17 protein-coding genes are annotated in these 19,116 nt (G+C 40.5%); 7 read left to right on the top strand and 10 right to left on the bottom strand.

What is annotated here, in order from left to right; all coding sequences use genetic code 11:
• Together R2Q84_RS13980 and R2Q84_RS13975 are read left to right on the top strand one after the other, a co-directional pair.
• Positions 1–2,344: Ig-like domain-containing protein (locus tag R2Q84_RS13980; RefSeq protein ID WP_316817174.1), on the top strand; the 2,344-nt coding region annotated here is incomplete at its 5' end.
• A 29-nt stretch (positions 2,345–2,373) separates the two neighbouring features.
• Complete coding sequence (locus R2Q84_RS13975; protein ID WP_316817173.1) at positions 2,374–3,264, top strand: PorP/SprF family type IX secretion system membrane protein; 891 nt, start codon at positions 2,374–2,376, stop codon at positions 3,262–3,264.
• 76 nt (positions 3,265–3,340) lie between these two features.
• Here the strand turns inward: R2Q84_RS13975 and serS are convergent, their stop codons facing one another.
• The gene (serS, locus tag R2Q84_RS13970) at positions 3,341–4,612 is read right to left on the bottom strand and encodes a serine--tRNA ligase (protein WP_316817172.1); all 1,272 of its coding nucleotides are present in this window, start codon (positions 4,610–4,612) and stop codon (positions 3,341–3,343) included.
• 169 nt (positions 4,613–4,781) lie between these two features.
• Between serS and rsmI the strand changes: the two genes are divergently transcribed.
• The 3 genes from rsmI (at position 4,782) to lnt (ending at position 7,934) form a co-directional block, all read left to right on the top strand.
• Positions 4,782–5,498: a 16S rRNA (cytidine(1402)-2'-O)-methyltransferase gene (gene rsmI / locus R2Q84_RS13965; RefSeq protein ID WP_316817171.1), complete on the top strand. Its 717-nt coding sequence runs from the start codon at positions 4,782–4,784 to the stop codon at positions 5,496–5,498.
• A gap of 151 nt (positions 5,499–5,649) precedes the next feature.
• Positions 5,650–6,300 carry a PH domain-containing protein gene (locus R2Q84_RS13960; RefSeq protein WP_316817170.1) on the top strand — a complete coding sequence of 217 codons (651 nt, stop codon included), beginning with the start codon at positions 5,650–5,652 and terminating at the stop codon, positions 6,298–6,300.
• A gap of 11 nt (positions 6,301–6,311) precedes the next feature.
• On the top strand, positions 6,312–7,934 hold the full coding sequence (gene lnt, locus R2Q84_RS13955; protein ID WP_316817169.1) for an apolipoprotein N-acyltransferase: 1,623 nt from the start codon (positions 6,312–6,314) through the stop codon (positions 7,932–7,934).
• A 1-nt stretch (position 7,935) separates the two neighbouring features.
• On the opposite strand, the gene R2Q84_RS13950 is transcribed toward lnt, so the two are convergent.
• Positions 7,936–9,576 (bottom strand): NAD+ synthase, encoded by a 1,641-nt coding sequence (locus R2Q84_RS13950; protein WP_316817168.1) that lies wholly within the window; start codon positions 9,574–9,576, stop codon positions 7,936–7,938.
• Positions 9,577–9,646: 70 nt separating this feature from the next.
• Positions 9,647–10,312 (bottom strand): porin family protein, encoded by a 666-nt coding sequence (locus R2Q84_RS13945; RefSeq protein ID WP_316817167.1) that lies wholly within the window; start codon positions 10,310–10,312, stop codon positions 9,647–9,649.
• 58 nt (positions 10,313–10,370) lie between these two features.
• Between R2Q84_RS13945 and gldB the strand changes: the two genes are divergently transcribed.
• On the top strand, positions 10,371–11,402 hold the full coding sequence (gldB, locus tag R2Q84_RS13940) for a gliding motility lipoprotein GldB (RefSeq protein ID WP_316817166.1): 1,032 nt from the start codon (positions 10,371–10,373) through the stop codon (positions 11,400–11,402).
• A gap of 19 nt (positions 11,403–11,421) precedes the next feature.
• Positions 11,422–12,192, top strand: coding sequence for a patatin-like phospholipase family protein (locus R2Q84_RS13935; RefSeq protein ID WP_316817165.1), 771 nt, complete (start codon positions 11,422–11,424; stop codon positions 12,190–12,192).
• Here R2Q84_RS13935 and R2Q84_RS13930 read toward each other — a convergent pair.
• From R2Q84_RS13930 to R2Q84_RS13900, 7 genes are read right to left on the bottom strand one after another with little or no spacing between them, the layout of a single operon-like run.
• Positions 12,172–12,903: a 2-phosphosulfolactate phosphatase gene (locus tag R2Q84_RS13930; protein WP_316817164.1), complete on the bottom strand. Its 732-nt coding sequence runs from the start codon at positions 12,901–12,903 to the stop codon at positions 12,172–12,174. The genes R2Q84_RS13935 and R2Q84_RS13930 overlap by 21 nt on opposite strands.
• 30 nt (positions 12,904–12,933) lie before the next feature.
• Positions 12,934–14,013, bottom strand: coding sequence for a glycine cleavage system aminomethyltransferase GcvT (gene gcvT, locus R2Q84_RS13925; RefSeq protein ID WP_316817163.1), 1,080 nt, complete (start codon positions 14,011–14,013; stop codon positions 12,934–12,936).
• A gap of 42 nt (positions 14,014–14,055) precedes the next feature.
• Positions 14,056–15,258, bottom strand: coding sequence for a glycosyltransferase family 4 protein (locus R2Q84_RS13920; RefSeq protein ID WP_316817162.1), 1,203 nt, complete (start codon positions 15,256–15,258; stop codon positions 14,056–14,058).
• 16 nt (positions 15,259–15,274) lie between these two features.
• Complete coding sequence (locus R2Q84_RS13915; protein WP_316817161.1) at positions 15,275–15,886, bottom strand: ribonuclease HII; 612 nt, start codon at positions 15,884–15,886, stop codon at positions 15,275–15,277.
• Positions 15,887–15,918: 32 nt separating this feature from the next.
• Positions 15,919–17,007 (bottom strand): ABC transporter permease, encoded by a 1,089-nt coding sequence (locus R2Q84_RS13910; protein WP_316817160.1) that lies wholly within the window; start codon positions 17,005–17,007, stop codon positions 15,919–15,921.
• Entirely contained in the window at positions 17,007–18,143 is a 1,137-nt protein-coding gene (locus R2Q84_RS13905; protein ID WP_316817159.1) for a glycosyltransferase family 2 protein, read from the bottom strand. Before R2Q84_RS13905 ends, R2Q84_RS13910 begins: the two co-directional genes overlap by 1 nt.
• Positions 18,121–19,098, bottom strand: coding sequence for a hypothetical protein (locus tag R2Q84_RS13900; protein ID WP_410478426.1), 978 nt, complete (start codon positions 19,096–19,098; stop codon positions 18,121–18,123). The genes R2Q84_RS13905 and R2Q84_RS13900 overlap by 23 nt, the downstream gene beginning before the upstream one ends.
• Positions 19,099–19,116: the final 18 nt, after the last annotated feature.

The raw sequence follows: 19,116 nt of genomic DNA, 5'->3' as shown, positions 1-19,116 counted from the left end.
TACACTTACACCTGCAGCGGGAATTACAGAGCCAACCAATCTGATCACTTTAGATAATACAGGTGTTACTGATCTTGCAGGTAATACAGGAACAGGCAATACCAATTCTAACAATTACGCAATTGATACTAACCGGCCTACAGCTACCATAGTTGTAGCTGATAATGCTTTAAGTATTGGCGAAACACCAACAGTAACCATTACTTTCAGTGAAGCCGTTACAGGATTTACCAATGACGACCTTACTGTTGCCAATGGCACGCTAAGTGCAGTTAGTTCTACAGATGGAGGCATCACCTGGAAAGCTACACTTACACCTGCAACTGAAATTACAGACCCAACCAATCTGATCACTTTAGATAATACAGGTGTTACTGATCTGGCAGGTAATGCAGGAACCGGCATTACCAATTCAAACAATTATGCGATTGAGACCAATGCACCAAACACACCTACAGGTTTAGCTGCAACACCTGGCGATACCGAAATTGTATTGAACTGGACAGCTAATACCGAAACCGACCTGACTAAATACAGGATACTGGCCGGAACAAGTGCTGCCCCAACAACAATACTAACAGAACTTGCCGCAGGAACCACGACTTACAGGAATACCGGACTAAACAACGGAACAACTTATTATTACCGCATACAGGCTATAGACCAAGCTGGTAACATAAGTACTGCAAGCACAGATATCTCTGCTGTACCCAAAGCCAATCAAACCATTACCTTTAACGCCATTACCGTCAAAACCTACGGTGAGGCAACATTTACCTTAGGCAATGCTAATTCCTCAACAGGTTTAGCTGTAACTTATACCGCTGCAGACCCTTCAGTGGTTTCTATTAGCGGAAATAACGCCACCATACTGAAAGCTGGAAATACAATGGTTACAGCTAGTCAGACTGGAAATACAAGCACTAATGCTGCCCAAAATGTTCAGCAAACCTTAACCATAAACAAGGCGACATTAACTGTTAAGCCTGATGATAAAGAGAAGTTTGCGGCCACGGCAAATCCAACGTTGACGATAAGCTATTCCGGCTTTGTAAACAACGAGACCATTGCTATATTAACCAGTCTGGCAACAGCAAGTACAACTGCGACGACCACAAGTCCGATCGGAGATTACCCGATTACGGCCATCGGAGCTACTGCTGCCAACTACGATATGAATTATGTAGCGGGTACACTAAGAATAAAACCGGGTGCACCAACCAATATCAGTCTGGCTGGAACAACGCTTTATGAAAACAGTATTGCAGGAACTAACGCCGGCACACTGAGCAGTACTTCTGATGACCCTGACGCTACCTTTACCTATACACTGGTTGCGGGTACAGGCGATACGGATAATGCTTTGTTTGCGATCGCTGGAAACAAAATCAATACCACATCACCGCTTAATTTCGAAAATAAAGCCAGCTACAGCATTAGGGTGAAAAGCACCACCCAACATAATTTGAGTCTTGAAAAGGTGCTGACCATTGCATTAAGTAATGTGAACGAAGAGCCAACTCTTGCAGCGATCAGCGATCAAAGTATCTGCTTTACCACAGCAGCGCAGACTGTAGCGTTAACGGGTATTAGTGCAGGTCCGGATGCAGGACAAACAACAGCGTTAACTGTCAGCAGCAGCAATGTTAACTTATTTGATGCATTAACAGTTACTGGTATCGGCACTACCGGCACATTAAATTACAAGGTAAAACCTGGTGTACTGGCCGGAACAGCGACCATTACGATAACGGTAAAAGACAATGGAGGTACTGCGAATGGTGGAATAGACACCTATAGCAGATCATTTGTGATCACCGTAAATGCCCTACCAGTAGTTGCGGTTAACAGTGATAAAGGAACTACGATCAGTAAAGGGGAAACGGTGCTGCTTACCGCAACGGGAGGAACCAACTATATCTGGGCCAATAGCAATGGTATTATTGGTACAACAAATACAGCAGTGCTTCAAATAAGGCCTTCGCAAACTACGACCTATACGGTTACAGCAACCAATGCCAGCGGATGCAGTCAGACACAAACCATTACCATAGTGGTAAATGAAGACTTTGCAAAAGTTAAAGCCACCAATATCCTGACACCTAACAATGACGGATATAATGATAAATGGTTTGTTGACAACATTGATTTTTATCCGAATAATGAGGTTAAGATCTTTGATAAAACCGGTCGTTTGATTTATAACAAGAAAGGCTATGACAACAGCTGGGACGGAACCTTTAATGGTGTTGCTTTAAATGAAGGTACTTATTACTACGTGATCGATTTCGGCAACAGAACAAGAGTATTAAAAGGTTTTATTACCATTGTCAGAAACGACTAAATACCCCGGATGCATTAAAGAAGTAAAAAATGAAAACAACTTATAAAAAACTAGTACTGATAGCTGCAATCGCTATCAGTACGACAACGATAAAAGCACAGCTCAATCCGCTGTCGTCACAATACTACACAAACCAGTATTTAATTAATCCTGCTTTTGCCGGAGCAGATGCCGGATTGAAACTGAATGGTGCTTATCGCAAACTCTGGAGCAATGTTGAAGGTTCGCCTTTAACACAAACCTTAACGGCTGATTATGGTTTCAATAAGGTAGGTATCGGACTTTCTGTTTACAATGAAAGTGCCGGTCTGCAAAGACAAACAAGGGTAGTGAGCAGTTATGCTTATCACCTGAAGTTAAGCGAGAACAACCAGCGTCTACGTTTCGGCGTATCCCTGGGTTTTATGAGCCAGCGACTGGAAAATTCGGACATTTACGGAGATCCTAACGACCCTATGGTAGGCCAGTATAATAACCGCAAGACTTACCTGGATGGTGATTTCGGAGTTGCCTATACTTCAGATAAACTGAACATACAGGCTTCGGTACCGAATCTTAAAAGTGTATTGAAAAAGGATGTCATTAAGCTGGCAGACGTAGCTACATTTTATACCGCAGTAAGTTACAAGATCCAAATCAGCGAAGGTACTGAAGGCATCGACATGGAACCAAAAGTTGCCTACCGGGGTGTGAAAGGTTTTGACAACATCTGGGATGCAGGATCACAGTTCGGCATTGCCAACAAGCAGGTAATTTTATTGGCGATGTACCATAGCACAGAAAATGCCACCTTTGGCCTGGGAATGGATTTCAGAAAGAAATACCTGATTAGCGGAACTTATACTACGCAGACATCCGCCCTGAGTAATTATACGAATGGCAGTTTTGAATTGAACCTAAGGTTGAACCTGAGTAAATAAAGCTTAGCTACATAAAAAAGGGCGTGTCCAAAAATGATGGACACGCCCTTTTTATTTTGTTATCATCTGTTTCTTCTTAATCAATATATTCGAAGCCGGTATAAGGAACCAACGCTTCAGGTATCTTAATACCTTTATCAGTCTGATTATTCTCTAATATCGCGGCTACAATACGTGGCAAGGCTAAAGCGCTTCCGTTTAAAGTATGGGCAAGCTGTGTTTTACCAGTCGCACCTTTATATCTTAATTTAAGCCTGTTACTTTGATAAGTTTCAAAGTTAGATACAGAAGAAACTTCCAGCCAGCGTTGTTGCGCTGCACTCCAAACTTCCATATCGTAAGTCATAGCTGCTGTAAAGCCCATATCACCTGCACATAATCTTAATACCCGGTAATGTAAACCCAGCTTTTGCAACAATGTTTGCACATAAGCACTCATATCTTCCAATACCTTGTATGATTCTTCAGGGTGAACAATCTGTACAATTTCAACTTTATCAAATTGATGCAACCTGTTTAAGCCACGTACATGCGCACCATAGGATCCAGCCTCGCGACGGAAACATGGGGTATAGCCTGTGTTTTTAACAGGTAACTCCTCTTCTTTTAAAATCACGTCCCTATACAGGTTCGTTACCGGAACTTCAGCAGTTGGAATCAGATAAAGGTTATCTACCCCTACATGATACATCTGTCCTTCTTTATCAGGCAGCTGTCCTGTACCGAAACCTGAAGCTTCGTTTACCAGGTGCGGCACCTGCATTTCGCGGTAACCGGCAGCTGTTGAATGGTCTAAAAAGAAATTGATCAGGGCACGTTGTAAACGTGCTCCTTTGCCTTTATACACAGGAAAACCTGCACCGGCAATCTTTGTTCCCAATTCGAAATCGATGATATCATATTTGGAAGTCAACTCCCAATGCGGCAACGCTGTAGCCGTCATTTCTGCCGGATCGCCATGTGTATAAACAATTTCATTTTCCTCAGGTGTATGCCCTGCTTTTACCAAATGATGTGGCAGGTTAGGCAACTGCACAATCAGGTTATGCAATTTCTCTTCTGCTACGCCCAGTTCATCAGACAGGTTTTTAATCTGCTCTTTATTTGCCGTGGTCTCTGCTTTTAACACCTCAGCTTCATCCTTTTTACCGTTACGCATCAACTCCCCAATCTGTTTTGCGCTCGAATTAGCAATAGCAGAGAGATTATCCAACGAAGTTTGTGTTTGTCTTCTTTCTTCGTCAGTTTTAATAATTTCATCAACCAGTTCTGGTTGTTTAAAGTTTCTCAGGTTTAAGCCTGCTAAAACTTTATCTCTGTTTTCGCGGATATAGTTAACTTGCAGCATTATTTATTGTTTTAAACAAAGATAAGATTGATTTACGATTATTGATGAATAGTTTATTTTTTTAGCCGGATCAATACGTTTATTCCGGTTTAGATCTTAACCTTAATTCGTAAATTTGAACCTTTGTTATATCAATCGTACATCCAAAATCGTTAAATCGTAAATACAAATGGGTAAACTTTTTCTTGTTCCTACGCCAATTGGCAATCTGGAAGACATGACTTTCAGGGCCATCAGGATTTTAAAAGAAGCAGACATCATCCTCGCAGAAGATACACGGACCAGTGCCCCGCTGTTAAAACACTTTGGAATTGATAAAAAAGCCTACTCTCATCATCAGCACAACGAACATCAGGCCACTTCAGAAATCATCCGGTTTTTAACGGAAGGTAAAAACGTAGCCCTTATTTCTGATGCAGGAACCCCTGCGATATCTGACCCGGGCTTTTTCCTGGTAAGGGAAGTCCTAAAACATGATATCGCTGTAGAATGTTTACCGGGAGCGACAGCTTTTGTTCCTGCCCTGGTAAATTCTGGTCTTCCTTGTGATGCTTTTGTTTTCGAAGGTTTTTTACCCGTAAAAAAAGGCAGACAAACACGGTTAAAAAAACTGGCCGAGGAAGAACGCACCATGATATTTTATGAAAGCCCGCACCGTTTACTGAAAACCCTGGAAGAATTTGCGCAATACTTAGGTACAGAAAGACAGGCTTCGGTTAGCCGGGAGCTGACAAAACTTTATGAGGAGACCGTTAGAGGTACATTAACAGAAATTAAATCACATTTTGAAAACAATATATTAAAAGGGGAATTTGTAATTTGTGTTGCCGGAGCCGAAGAGGTGGTGAAAAAGAAAAACAAATATAAAGACCTCGACGAAGATTAGAACCGGTGCGAGATCCAGGCCTTTGCCAGGATGACGACCGATTTAACCAAAATAAATTCAAGGTCTGATTTTTGATAATCAGTAAAAGAAATATTGTAACGAACATCGTGTCGGATTGTATCTGGCAGCTAAAGACAAAAAAATTAAATAGATGAATTTAATAGATAGATTTTTAAGTGACGAACAAGACCCAAAAGCAGTTGAAAAAGTATTGGGCAAATTAAATGACATGCTGACTGCAAACGAGGAACTCATTTATATGGCGGTACAAAAAAAACCAGCTGTAAACTTGCTTCCTGATTGTATTGCGGTAAGTAATAAACGTATTTTTTATTGTGAGCCGGGAAATTTCGGCATCACGATGAATTTCAAAGATATCTCCTGGAAAAGTGTAAAAGAGGTTTCTTTTAAAGAGGAAATATTTGGCTCTAAATTTATCTGCGTGCCCTTGCATGGCGAAAATATCATCACGGAATATATACCTAAGGTACAGGCCCGTAAATTATATCAGGCTGCTTATGCGCAACTGGAGGAATTTAAAGAGCAACAAAGATTAACAGATCTGGAAGAAAGGCGTTCGTCCACTTCCCCTGTTACCGTAAATGCAGTAACACCTGAACCTATTGAAGAACCTGTAACAGTATTTTCACAACCTGTTGTAAGCCCTCCGGCAGCACCTGCTGAAGAGCCGGAAGACGAGACAACATTAAAGCTAAGGAAACTGAAAAGCTTGTATGACAAACACCTGATTACCCAGGAAGAATATGAAGCGAAAAAGGCTAACATTTTAGACAGCTTATAAGCAGCCCCTTAATGAACTTTAAAAACACTGCCCCACTGGCTCTGCTCAGCGCATTTTTATTATGGCTGGCCTGGCCTCCAATCCCTTACACCACTCCATTATTATTGGTTGCCCTTGTACCATTATTAATTGCACTGGAGAAGATTGTGCATAAAAATGAAGGCAAAACCGGCAAACAAGTATTTCTGACTGCCGGTCTTACTTTTTTACTTTGGAATACAGCCTCCATTTATTGGGTTTATAATGCCATCAGTGCCGTAAACAATCCAGTGGTTTCCGCATTTGTATCGCTTATTCCATTTGGTTTGGGAGCTTTGTTAATGACTTTTGCCTTCTGGTTGTATTATCGTCTGCAAAAGGTAACCACTCAAAAAATTGCTTATGCAGGGCTGCTGTCGTTTTATGTAGCTATGGAATACCTGCACCAGACCTGGGACCTCGCCTTTCCATGGATGTCGCTGGGAAATGGGCTTGCAGGCATGCACCAACTGGCACAGTGGTATGAGTATACCGGTGTTTATGGTGGATCCGTATGGATATTACTGAGTAACATCCTTGCATTTGAAGCCTACAAAAGATTCAGATCTGACGCGAAAGGTTATTTAAAAGTAAGACCTGCTTTAACCTGGGCATTATTGGTCGTTTTACCTATTTCATTGTCCTTAACCAAGTACAACCAATATGCTGAAAAGTCTGTTCCGGTAAATGTGGTTACCGTACAACCGAACATTGACCCATATAAGAAATTCGGCGGCCTTTCGGCAGCGGAGCAGTTAAATGTATTAACACATCTTTCCGACTCTGTTGCACAGCCAAACACAGAGTATTTTATATGGCCGGAAACGGCGATTCCTAATTCGGCAGATGAAGACAGGATCAGGGACAATTCGGATTTCAAAATTGCCCAGCATTTTTTAGAAAAGTATAAAAACGGTACGCTGATTACCGGGATTGAAAGCATTAAGTTTTACCAGGATCAACAAACGCTATCGGCCAGAAAACAAGATAATGGCACCTATGTGGATGTTTTTAATGGTGCAGTACAAGTCGAAAATTCGGCTAATGTACAATTCTACCATAAGTCTAAACTGGTACCTGGCGTAGAAAAAATGCCTTTTCCTACAGCACTGTCTGTTTTAAGCCCCCTGTTTGAAGGTTTTGGCGGCACCGTTGGCGGCTATGGCTGGCAAAAGGAACCCACTGTATTTTTCGCGTATAGTGGCATTGGCGCAGCGCCTGTTATCTGCTATGAATCATTATGGGGGGAATGGATCGGTACTGCCGTGAAAAACGGGGCTCAGTTCATCGCTATCATCACCAATGATGGATGGTGGGGCAACACCTCGGGTAAGGACCAACATCTCTTGTATGCGAAATTAAGGGCCATAGAAACACGTCGTTATGTAGTACGGTCGGCCAACACAGGCATTTCCTGTTTCATCAATCAAAAAGGAGATATCATTAAACAAGCGGGCTGGTGGACAAGAACTGCTTTAAAAGCTGATATTAACCTAAATGATGAACTGACTTTATACGTAAAAACAGGCGATATCATCGCTAAAATTTCATGTATAACAGCCCTACTCCTGGCATTGGTTATCCCTTACAGGAAATGGGTTAAAAAAGCGCCTTAAGCTAAGACAGATACTTACCTACAATTGGCATTCTGCGGCCCATACCAAATGCTTTAGATGATACGCGCAGGATTGGAGGTGTTTGGTATCGCTTAAATTCAGCGGTATTTACCATTTTAATGATCCGTCTAACCAGTGCTTCATCATATCCTTTGGCAATAATAGCCGCTGAGCTCTGCTTCAGTTCGATATAATGGAACAATATTTTATCCAGGATATCGTAATCAGGCAAAGAATCTGAATCCTTTTGACCTGGTCTGAGCTCTGCTGAAGGTGGTTTAATGATGGAGTTTTCAGGAATCACGATCCCGTCTTTATTGATGTAATTTGCCAGTTCATATACCTGGGTTTTGTAAACATCACCAATTACACCAATAGCACCACACATGTCGCCATACAATGTACCATACCCTACCGCACATTCACTTTTGTTAGATGTATTCAATAAAATGTAGCCGAACTTGTTGGACATGGCCATTACAATAACGCCACGGCAACGGGCCTGAATATTTTCTTCGGTAAGGTTAAATGGAAGACCATTGAACGTAGGGGCCATAACCTGGTCGAATGCATCGGCGACTTCTTTTATAGGGATGATTTCGTGGTTACAACCAATATTACTAACCAGGTCTAAAGCATCCTGGATGGAATGATCAGAAGAATACTTTGAAGGCATTAGTACAGCCATTACATTTTCAGGGCCTAAAGCACGGCAAGCCAGGGCACATACAATTGCGGAATCAATACCTCCGGATAGCCCCAGAACAGCTTTACTAAAGCCTGATTTATTGAAATAATCTTTTATGCCCAATACCAGTGCTTCGTAAATTTGTTCTGTATCAGGGACAGCCTGCTGCTGAATAGGCTCATGTCCTTTAATAATATTGTCTTCAAATTCGTAGATGCGCAACTCTTCTTTAAAGTAAGGCATCTCATCGATCAGGTTTCCTTTGGCATCAAAAGCCATAGATCCACCGTCGAAAATAATTTCGGTTTGCGCCCCTACCTGGTTAACATACAACAGGGGCAGGTTATATCGCTTCGCATTATTAGAAAGTACAACCACACGCTCTTCATCATGTGTATAAGAGAACGGTGACGCGGCAATATTGATCATTAGCTTCGGCTTTTGCCTGGTCAGCTCGTCCATTGGCGAGGAGATATAAAGCGGGTTGTTATTGATGTTCCAAAGATCTTCACAAATGGTTACAGCAATCTTGATCCCTTTAAAATCTACACATTCAAAATTCTTTGCCGGTTCGAAATAACGGTATTCATCAAACACATCATAATTAGGCAACAGGGCTTTTTTCACGACCCGTTTAAAACTGCCATCTTCGATAAAATAGGCTGCATTATACAGATCTTTGCCTGCAAGCACGTCATTTTTAACAGGTAGACCTACAATACAGGCGATACCATGACAATGTACTGCAATTTTATGGGCTGCATCTTCACAAAGCTCAATAAACTCGTCAAACTCCAGAAAATCGCGTGGTGGATAACCACAGATAGCCAACTCGGCAAATACTACAAGATCGGCACCTTTGGCTTTGGCCAATTCAATGTTTTCAATGATCTTATTTGTATTGTATTCGAAATTACCGATGTGATAATTGAGTTGTGCTAACGCTATTTTCATAGTTTGTTTAAATTTAAGCTACAAATGTCTGTTTTTTAGAACTGCTAAAAAATTCAGGATGACGAATCTATTAAAAGAAAACGCCAAAATTGAGGCCAAGATAGTGATTTCTTACCTTACGGCTTTTATCGTCTGTAATATCTGTAAAACCATTGTTTAAAGTTAATCCCATGGTGATACTGGTATGCCTGGCAACATCAAATTCACCACCGGCACCCAATATCAGGCCGGCCCTGTAAAAGTTGGTCTGCTTTGAAATGCCCTGGTTATCAACATTAGTTTTACCATCAGCTTTTGCAGACTGCCTGGCACCTATATTAAAACCGTTAGACAATCCGAATTGCCCATACCATTTTACTTCTCCCATCTTATCCGTTTTCAGTTTCAAGGTCAGCGGTACTTCAATATACTGTAATTTATACCTTAAATCATAGGCCGTCTGTCCTGCTGATCCATCATAATAAGGAGGCACATTTATCTCTGTACTTTTACCATTAATCGTTGTAATTGTTAACCCGGTAGCAAAGGCATAGTTTTCAGCAAAATTAAAATCAGCCATTAAACCATACGAAAAGCCCAAAGCAATACTATTGGTTTTACCGGTCTCCGGCTTAACCCAGCCTATGGTTGGATGTGCGGTAAAGCCCAGTCGGAAGTCGTAAGATGGCAGTGAATATTGTGCAAAAAGCTGGCCTGTTAGAAGTAGGAGTGTTAAGCTTAGGAGTAATCTTTTCATTGGGTATTTTCTATTTTGGTGCAAAAGCTTGTATAAACTTCGTTTATATTTGCTTATCATGAACTACTATAACGTAAAATTCAGCCAAAGCTATCTATTTTTTCTATTTATATTAACTTTTCTTTCCTGCAAACAGGATACAAAGCCTGATGTAGACCATATCAAACTGGATATAAAAATTGAACGTTTTGACCAGGATCTTTACGCAGGTAAATCAAAGGATTTAAAGCAAACAGATCAGCTGTTGCAGAAAAAGTATGGCATGTTCTATGATGATTTTATGCATCAGATGGTGGGTAATTATGAGTACAGCAATGCACAAATACTAACGACCCTATTTAACGACCAGGCTTATGAGGATTTAACGAGAGAAAAAGACAGTGTTTTTACTGACCTCAGGCCGATTGAAAAAGAGCTGACACAAACTTTCAAGTACATCAAATACTACTACCCTAAAGCACAGGTACCTCGCTTTATTACTTTTATTTCGGGCTTTGCGGTACAAACTCCAATTGGCAACGATTATATAGGCATAGGTCTGGATATGTTTCTGGGTAAAAACAGTCAGTTTTACCCAGCTATAGTAGAAAGTGTACCAGTTTATCTATCCAGACGCTTTACGCCAGAGTATATTGTACCAAGAGTAACGGAAACTTATGCAAGGGAAGAACTGTTTACAGAGCGTGATGCCGACAGAACCTTGCTGGCGAAAATGATACACAATGGTAAGATTCTATATTTTATGGATCAGGTTTTAGCTGACAATGTACCTGATTCCGTTAAAATCGGTTATACAGGCAAACAATTGGAGTGGTGTAAAACATTTGAAAAAGAAATATGGGGTTATTACCTGGAAAACGATTTGTTATTTGAAACGGACTATCAAAAAATACAGGTACTTTTAGGTGAAGGTCCTTTTACCCCAGGTTTGGGTGAAAAAAATGAGTCGGCCCCGAAGTTAGGCGTATGGACTGGCTGGCAAATTGTTAGAAGATATATGCAGGAAAATCCGTCAGTTACTTTACCGCAGTTAATGACAGAAAAAGACCCGCAAAAAATATTACAGGTTTCAAAGTACAAACCCAAGTAGTTTAACTTTAAGCATTCACATGGCAAAAGTTGGTATCGTTTTATCGGGAGGAGGCATCCGCGGCATTGCACACTTAGGCGTTTTAAAGGCTTTTATAAATGCAGGCATACAATTTAGTCACATTAGTGGGACCAGTGCCGGATCAATAGCCGGTGCATTTTATGCAGCAGGCATAGACCCTGAAGAAAGCTTAAATATCTTTATAAAAACCAAACTTCTCCGCTTTATACGACCCGCGATAGGAAATTCAGGACTGATCAATATTGAACATACTGCTGATTTATTGAAGTCTTATTTCCCTGATGATAAAATGGAGAATTTAAAAATCCCGCTTACCATTGCTGCGACCAATTTTAGCGATGGTAAACTCGTTTACTTTAAAAAGGGATCAATTATCAAGGCTATACAGGCCTCATGCTGTATTCCTGGCATTTTCAACCCCATTGTGATTGATGGGAAAATGTATGTTGATGGTGGCGTTTTGAACAATTTTCCTGTAGAACCATTGGTGGAAGACTGCGATTTCATTGTTGGATCGTCCTGTAACCACTTAAGTTCAGTTGATAAAGTCAACACTTTCAGATCATTGGTAACCAGGGCCACCATTATGGCGATTAATAAAGACATGGAACAAAAGGCCGCTATCTGCAACATTCTGATAGAGCCCAAAGGCATGGGCAATATCAATGCTTTTGACATGGCCAAGGCCGAAACCATTTATTGGCTGGCTTATGAAGAGGCTCTGAAAACTATAAGAAAGAGTACAATTTTAAGCGAACTGAGCCTTTAAAGCAACCAGTTCATCACCAGTTAATACAGGTATCGCTTCACAAATATTAAGCTGTAAACAAAATTTCACATCTTCTTCAATGTTTAGCTCGGCCAAACGATGGCTATGAGAAGATTTATGAAGGTAAGCGCGAAGGTCGTCTTTTGCCAGTAGGTAAAGGTCTTCTGCCGCTACACACGAGTCGTCAAAATGTGTGAAGTCTTTGCGCAATTCGTTCACAACTGCACCTGCAAATAATGTATCTTCAAGGTTAAACTTATCTTTCCAGCCGGCACATAGCAACAGCACATCCTTTTCCTGAACTTTAAGCCATTGGCACAGGGCATTTAAATTAAGGAAAGAACCGATAACTACCTGATGCGCCTGCTCGCGGGCCATGTGTAATGCTTTAGTGCCGTTAGTGGTGGTCAACACGATGGTTTTTCCTTTGACCTTTTCAGCACTATAGGAAAATGGAGAATTGCCGAAGTCATAGCCTTCCACAACTTCTCCATTTCGCTCTGCTGCCAGTAAAAATCCCTGATCAGCGTAATTTAAACAGTCTTCTACCTGCGAAACCGGGATAATTGCATTTGCTCCGTTATCAATGCCATACACCATAGATGATGTTGCTCTTAAAATATCAATCACCACAACAACGCTGTTACTGGTATTGTACAAGTTTAATAATGCGGGCGTTAAACAAACTTCTATGCTTTTTTGGTGAGGCATCTGCAGATATTAGATGGGTTTAAAATACGGTTATTTATAAAATGGGAATTTAACTACTTTAGCTTTAATTTTATTGTTCCGGATATTAATAAAGATCTCTGTACCTTCTTTGGCCATTCCTTTATCGATGTATCCCATTCCAATTGCTTTTTGCAGGGATGGCGACTGTGTACCTGAAGTCACTTTACCGATCACTTCACCTTCTGCATTTACAATTTCATAATCATGACGAGGAATACCTCTGTCAATCATTTCAAAACCAATTAACTTGCGTGCTACACCGGCTTCTTTTTCAGCTAGTAAAGCTTCAGAATTGGTGAATGCTTTAGAGAATTTGGTTACCCATCCTAATCCGGCTGCAATTGGAGAAGTGGTATCATCGATGTCGTTTCCATACAAACAGAAACCCATTTCCAAACGCAGGGTATCTCTGGCACCTAAACCAATTGGTTTAATGTTAAATGGCTTACCTGCTTCAAAAATAGCATCCCAAATTGCATCAGCATGCTCATTATCGAAATAAACCTCAAAACCTCCGGCACCAGTATAACCTGTTGCAGAAATTACAACGTTATCAATTCCAGCAAACTGTCCTTTTACGAAGTTGTAATACTCCATTGAAGCCAGGTCAACATCCGTTAAGCTTTGCAAAGCTTCAGCAGCTTTTGGTCCCTGAACTGCCAATAAAGAAGTCCTATCAGAAATATTGATCATTTCAACATTTTTAGTGTTGAACTTTTGAATCCAGTTCCAGTCTTTTTCTATGTTTGAGGCATTTACAACCAACATGTAGGTTAATTCATCAATGCGATATACCAGTAAATCATCTACAATACCACCATTTTCATTTGGCAGGTACGAATATTGAACTTTACCATCGTATAACTTTGAGGCATCGTTACTGGTTACGCGTTGAATTAAATCTAAAGCATTTTCGCCTTTTATGATGAATTCACCCATGTGGCTTACATCAAAAACACCCACACCATTTCTTACGGTTGCGTGCTCTGCGTTTATACCCTCATATTGTACAGGCATGTTGTATCCTGCAAAAGGCACCATCTTGGCGCCCAATGAAATGTGTTTATCGGTTAGTGCGGTATTCTTCATACAGTTTTGTTATAAATAAAAGCGTGGCAAAGGTATATAAATTTAGGCACTAATTAATTTTTGGTAGACATTCAACATCCTTTGGGAAATGGTATTGATATCGTGATCTCTTTCTACGGTTTTACGGGCATTATCTCCTATTTCACGCCACTTTTTTGGGTTGGTGATACATTGCAATATAGACCTGTAAAATTCATCTGCAGTATTGGCGATGAGGATGTCTTTACCGTGTTCACACCTGATCCCTTCGGCTGCCATACTTGTTGCAATAATACACTTGCGCATGGCCATCCCTTCTATAATTTTAACACGCATACCACTTGCAGAAAGCAATGGGACAATCATAATAGATTTAGAGTTTATAAACTCAACGGCATCAAATATTTCCCCTTCAACCACAAGGTTTTCAGAATCATACTCAAAGAACTCGCGTTGCATGTGTTTGCCGGCAATATAGAAACGAAGCTCACTGTTCAATTTTTCAATATCGGGCCATATTTCATCCAGAAACCATTCCAAACCTTCTTTATTAGGTCGCCAGTCCATAGCACCCAGATGAAATAATGTAGGGAACCCTGCCGGGGGCTGATTGATTACATACTTTTCGAAGTCGATCGCTACGGGAAAAACATCCAATGCGGTTTCGCAACCAAACTTTACAATGTGTTGTCTGTCGGGCTCACTAATAGCAAAGACCTGATGAAAGCGATTGATCTGCTCAGTTTCATAATATTTCAGGCGTCGTGCCAGAAACTGCAGATACTTTCTTCTGGGGGTAAACTGCTCGCGCATGGCGATACGCTCCCAAACATCAAATTCAATGTTATGCGCCCTATAGATCACTTTAGCAGAGCTGTTCGCTTTTACCACATCCAGGTAAGGAACTACAAACAACCCCTCAAACTGAATCACATCAAATTCATTTTCTTTCAAAACCTCTTCCAGCATTCTTGCAGCATCCTCGTCAAAAAAACGGGATACATTATACGATTGATCAGAAAAGATATTAAGGAAAGCGCCCCATACATTTACCTCGGTATCGAGGCTAAAAGAGTGAAATTGTATTTGTTCAAAAATGGGATCATAAATATCATCTACGTCCACCCGGTGCTTATTGGTGTTGATACTAAATAAGGTAATTTCTACCCCGAGTTTTAACAGCCCTTTAATGGTATTGTAAACCACTATAGGATATCCACTATTGGGTGGAAAAGGGACTCTATTTGTTAATATCAGCGTTTTCAATATGTGAAAATACGAATTATCCCTCTATTTCTGAAAACAGCTTTAGCTGAGGAGCGCTGACTGTAAAAGTTTTACGGTGGTATGGCGATAATCCATGGTCCAATGCGGCAGATCTGTGTGCTATAGTTGGATATCCCTTATTTTGATGCCATTGGTAATGCGGATATTCAGCAGCAATACGCTCCATAAACTCATCTCTATGGGTTTTAGCAAGGATCGACGCAGCTGCGATATTTAAATACTTACCATCCCCTTTTACAATACAGGCATGGGGAATATCAGGGTATTTTTTAAAACGATTTCCGTCGATACTTAAATACTGAGGTTGCACCTTCAGTTTTTCTATGGCCCTATGCATGGCCAGAAAAGAGGCATTGAGGATATTGATCTTATCAATTTCGATGTTATCTACTTCGGCAACGGCCCAGGCAATAGCCTCCTGTTCTATAATCAGCCTTAACTTTTCACGTTGCTGATGATTGAGTTTCTTGGAATCGTTGAGTTCTCCGGCGACAAAATCAGGTGGTAAAATTACTGCGGCGGCGAATACAGGCCCAGCCAGGCAGCCCCTGCCCGCTTCATCACATCCTGCTTCTATAAATTCTTGCTGATAACAGTTTAATAGCATACTGTTCAAAGTTAGTAAATCCGACAGCTAAACTACACAGATATATGCTGAGATTTTACATCAAATGCATCGCGAAGTCCGATAGCCAATAAGTTAAAAGCATAAACGGTTGACATAATGGCTAATCCTGGCAATAGCGCCAGATAAGCTGCATCCATAATGATATAAGCATAGTGTTCTTTAATCATTGTGCCCCAGCTAGGCATAGGCGGTTGCGCCCCGAAGCCAAGAAAACTAAGCCCGGTTTCCAGTAATATAGCTGCGGCAAAATTTGCAGATGCCACCACAAGTATAGGCCCGGCTATATTTGGCAAAATATGTTTGCCGATTATTCTTGATGTAGAAAAGCCCAATGCTTTGGATGCCTCTACAAATTCAACTTCTTTCAGGGCCATCACTTGTCCGCGCACCAACCTTGCCACATCTACCCAGGTGGACAAGCCTACGGCAATAAATATCTGCCAGAAACCCTTTCCTAAGGCAAATGAAATGGCAATAACCAATAACAACGAAGGTAGCGACCAGATAACATTCATAAACCAACTGATAGCAGCATCTGTTTTTCCGCCATAATAGCCTGCAAGTGCTCCTAAAGTAACACCGATAAACAAAGAGATCAATACCGCCATTAAACCTACGGATAAAGAGACCCTGATGCCCAGAATTAATCTACTCAGCATATCGCGCCCATAAGTATCAGTACCCAGCCAAAAGGTTTGCTGATATTGCTGATCGGGTCCCAAAAAGGGATAAACGCTTTCTTCAGCCTGCTCATCATCGCCAATGTATTCCCTTGCGTACACTTTACCGTTTTCTTCCCTGTAAGAAGTAATGGGAATACTTTTAAAATCTGCCTCCTGTCCATACAGCATACATTCCAGGAAATTTACCTTTCCAACGTCTTTTTTAGTAATGATTAAAAAGTGAAATGTTCTACCCGGCTTTTTGTTGCTCAGCTGCAAGTGCATGCTATTCGCCATTGGGGTTTTATCAGGTGTAATGAGATAACCTAAAATCCCCATCACGGCTAATAATAGAATAAATAACAATCCTCCGAAAGCCATTCTGTTTTTCTTAAAACGCTTCCATATTTTTCCTGAAGGAGTGTTGATGAAATCCATTACCTTACCATTCGGCCTTTCCAGTTATATTTCCCTGTATTTCCTGCAATTCCAATATATACAATGTACAAGATGTGCAGAACATTTAACACCGGCAGCAAAGTCAGTAGTTTCTTTCTCTTTGCAAAGGTGGTTACGTCGTATAAAAATAAGAATTCGACAAGCATTTTCGCTATCAACTGAAAAATGGCCAGTTTAAAATAAAAACCAGCAAACAGCCCAATGCCTAAATTTACCAGGATGCTCAGGTTGAACAACCAGATACAAACGCCCAATACAATGATAGATTTGTTTTTATATCGGGTACTTTTTGATGCCCAGCGTTTACGCTGTTGAATAAACTCCTTCAATGTCGCTTTTGGATGGGTATACACTATGGCATCTTCATTTTTCAAAAATCCGATATTACCATCGTACCTGGCCGCCATTTTATGTAATAGTAATTCATCATCACCTGAAGCCAAATCATCAATACCTTTAAAACCGCCGACCTCATAAAATGCTGCCCGCTCGTAAGCCAGGTTGGCACCGTTACATGTGGAAGGCTTTTTATTTCCAATTGTTGATGCGCCCAAACCGATTAAATATAAAAACTCAAGCGTTTGTGCCCGTTCAAAAAAAGTCTTTTCTTCGTAGTAAGATACGGGCGATGAAATCATTTTATTTTGATGCGTTTCATAAAAGCTAACAATGGTGCTTAACCAATCGGGTCCCATTCTGCAATCCGCATCGGTAGTAACGATTAACGTTCCACTAGCCTGGGCGATGGCAGTTTGTATTGCCTTCTTCTTATAAGAATTTAAAGGTTGATCTTCATTTAAACGGATCAACTTCACGCCAGACTCCGCATAAGCACTGATGATTCCCGCAGTGTTGTCGGTAGAGTGGTCATCAATAAATATAATTTCTGTAAGCGTTTTATCGTATCGCTGTGCGATCAGGGCTTCAATCGTCTTCGAAATACTTTCTGCTTCGTTTCGGGCAGCAACAAGTACCGATACTTTTGTGTTTAACGGTTCGCCTTTCGGTTTAAAGTACACGAGTTTATGCCAGCCTTTTATAAAAGCAATTACGACAACCACATACAGGACCGTTAAAAATGAGGAGAGATAACTAATTACGCTGAGTACTTCCAAAAAAATTAAGTTTAAACACAAAATAAGATCCCAATATAGCAGGAATTATAATATTTATAAGCCATATACTCGCTGTACATGCAATAACGGCTACATCCTGCTTCGTTACAAAACTAAAAAAATAAGAAGCAGTAACACTTCTTACACCAATATCAAAAAGATCAAGCGACGGCAAAGTTGATTGTACAAAGAACAATATACTCACCATCATTAAAATATCCATATAATTAATCTGAGGGATTAACCAGAAAAACAAGATAAAATACTGAGAGCTGAAAACAATATAACGAGCAAGACAAAACAGCAGGATATTTAGAAGTTCTTTCTTACTATACCGACCTAAAATGCTATAGAACTTTTTGTATTTACGGGTAAAGCGCATGGAGAGTAAAATGCCATTAAGCCACCTGATGTTAAAATAAAATATAATAAAAAATGTACAGAACATGAGGGTCAACGCCACCAGCGAATAAAACAACCTATAGTCAAGCGGTACAAACCTGTAAAGAAAAATACAAACCGCTATGGCACCAAAAACATTGGTTAGTACCATCTGCCCAATATTACCAACAGCCATGGCCACTACCCCTATAATCCGCCGTTTAGGTGAAAGGAAAAACACGCGCCCTCCATATTCCCCAATTCGATTGGGTGTAAACACTGCCCAGGTTAATCCACAAAAGACAGATTCTATCGCTCTCCAGATACTGATCTGTTCAACACGGGCAATTAACCTTTTCCATTTTAGTGCTTCAATACCCCAGTTTACCAGCATCAAAAAACACACGAAGCCAAGTACAAGGATAATTTCCTGCTGAGGGATCTCTTTTAAAAGATGATTAAACTCCTTTAAATTCTCATTAGACGCTAATTTCTTATATACAAAACCGAATGCAAAAATTACAATTGCTGCTTTAAGAATGTATGATAGTACTTTTTTATAATTGGATGTCAACTTTTTTACTTTTACTCT

The sequence above is a fragment of the Pedobacter nyackensis genome, from assembly GCF_032678475.1.
Taxonomy (GTDB): Bacteria; Bacteroidota; Bacteroidia; order Sphingobacteriales; family Sphingobacteriaceae; genus Pedobacter; species Pedobacter nyackensis_A.
The sequence above is the reverse complement of the archived record's forward strand: the minus strand, read 5'-3'. Positions and strand labels throughout refer to the sequence as shown.

What these genes read in the sequence shown, in the direction of transcription:
- R2Q84_RS13935 (WP_316817165.1), top strand. Translation starts at nt 11,422, where the DNA reads ATGGCAAAAGTTGGTATCGTTTTATCGGGAGGAGGCATCCGCGGCATT.
- R2Q84_RS13975 (WP_316817173.1), top strand. Translation starts at nt 2,374, where the DNA reads ATGAAAACAACTTATAAAAAACTAGTACTGATAGCTGCAATCGCTATC.
- R2Q84_RS13930 (WP_316817164.1), bottom strand. Translation starts at nt 12,903, where the DNA reads ATGCCTCACCAAAAAAGCATAGAAGTTTGTTTAACGCCCGCATTATTA.
- gcvT (WP_316817163.1), bottom strand. Translation starts at nt 14,013, where the DNA reads ATGAAGAATACCGCACTAACCGATAAACACATTTCATTGGGCGCCAAG.
- lnt (WP_316817169.1), top strand. Translation starts at nt 6,312, where the DNA reads ATGAACTTTAAAAACACTGCCCCACTGGCTCTGCTCAGCGCATTTTTA.
- R2Q84_RS13945 (WP_316817167.1), bottom strand. Translation starts at nt 10,312, where the DNA reads ATGAAAAGATTACTCCTAAGCTTAACACTCCTACTTCTAACAGGCCAG.
- gldB (WP_316817166.1), top strand. Translation starts at nt 10,371, where the DNA reads ATGAACTACTATAACGTAAAATTCAGCCAAAGCTATCTATTTTTTCTA.
- R2Q84_RS13960 (WP_316817170.1), top strand. Translation starts at nt 5,650, where the DNA reads ATGAATTTAATAGATAGATTTTTAAGTGACGAACAAGACCCAAAAGCA.
- serS (WP_316817172.1), bottom strand. Translation starts at nt 4,612, where the DNA reads ATGCTGCAAGTTAACTATATCCGCGAAAACAGAGATAAAGTTTTAGCA.
- R2Q84_RS13915 (WP_316817161.1), bottom strand. Translation starts at nt 15,886, where the DNA reads ATGCTATTAAACTGTTATCAGCAAGAATTTATAGAAGCAGGATGTGAT.
- rsmI (WP_316817171.1), top strand. Translation starts at nt 4,782, where the DNA reads ATGGGTAAACTTTTTCTTGTTCCTACGCCAATTGGCAATCTGGAAGAC.
- R2Q84_RS13950 (WP_316817168.1), bottom strand. Translation starts at nt 9,576, where the DNA reads ATGAAAATAGCGTTAGCACAACTCAATTATCACATCGGTAATTTCGAA.
- R2Q84_RS13910 (WP_316817160.1), bottom strand. Translation starts at nt 17,007, where the DNA reads ATGGATTTCATCAACACTCCTTCAGGAAAAATATGGAAGCGTTTTAAG.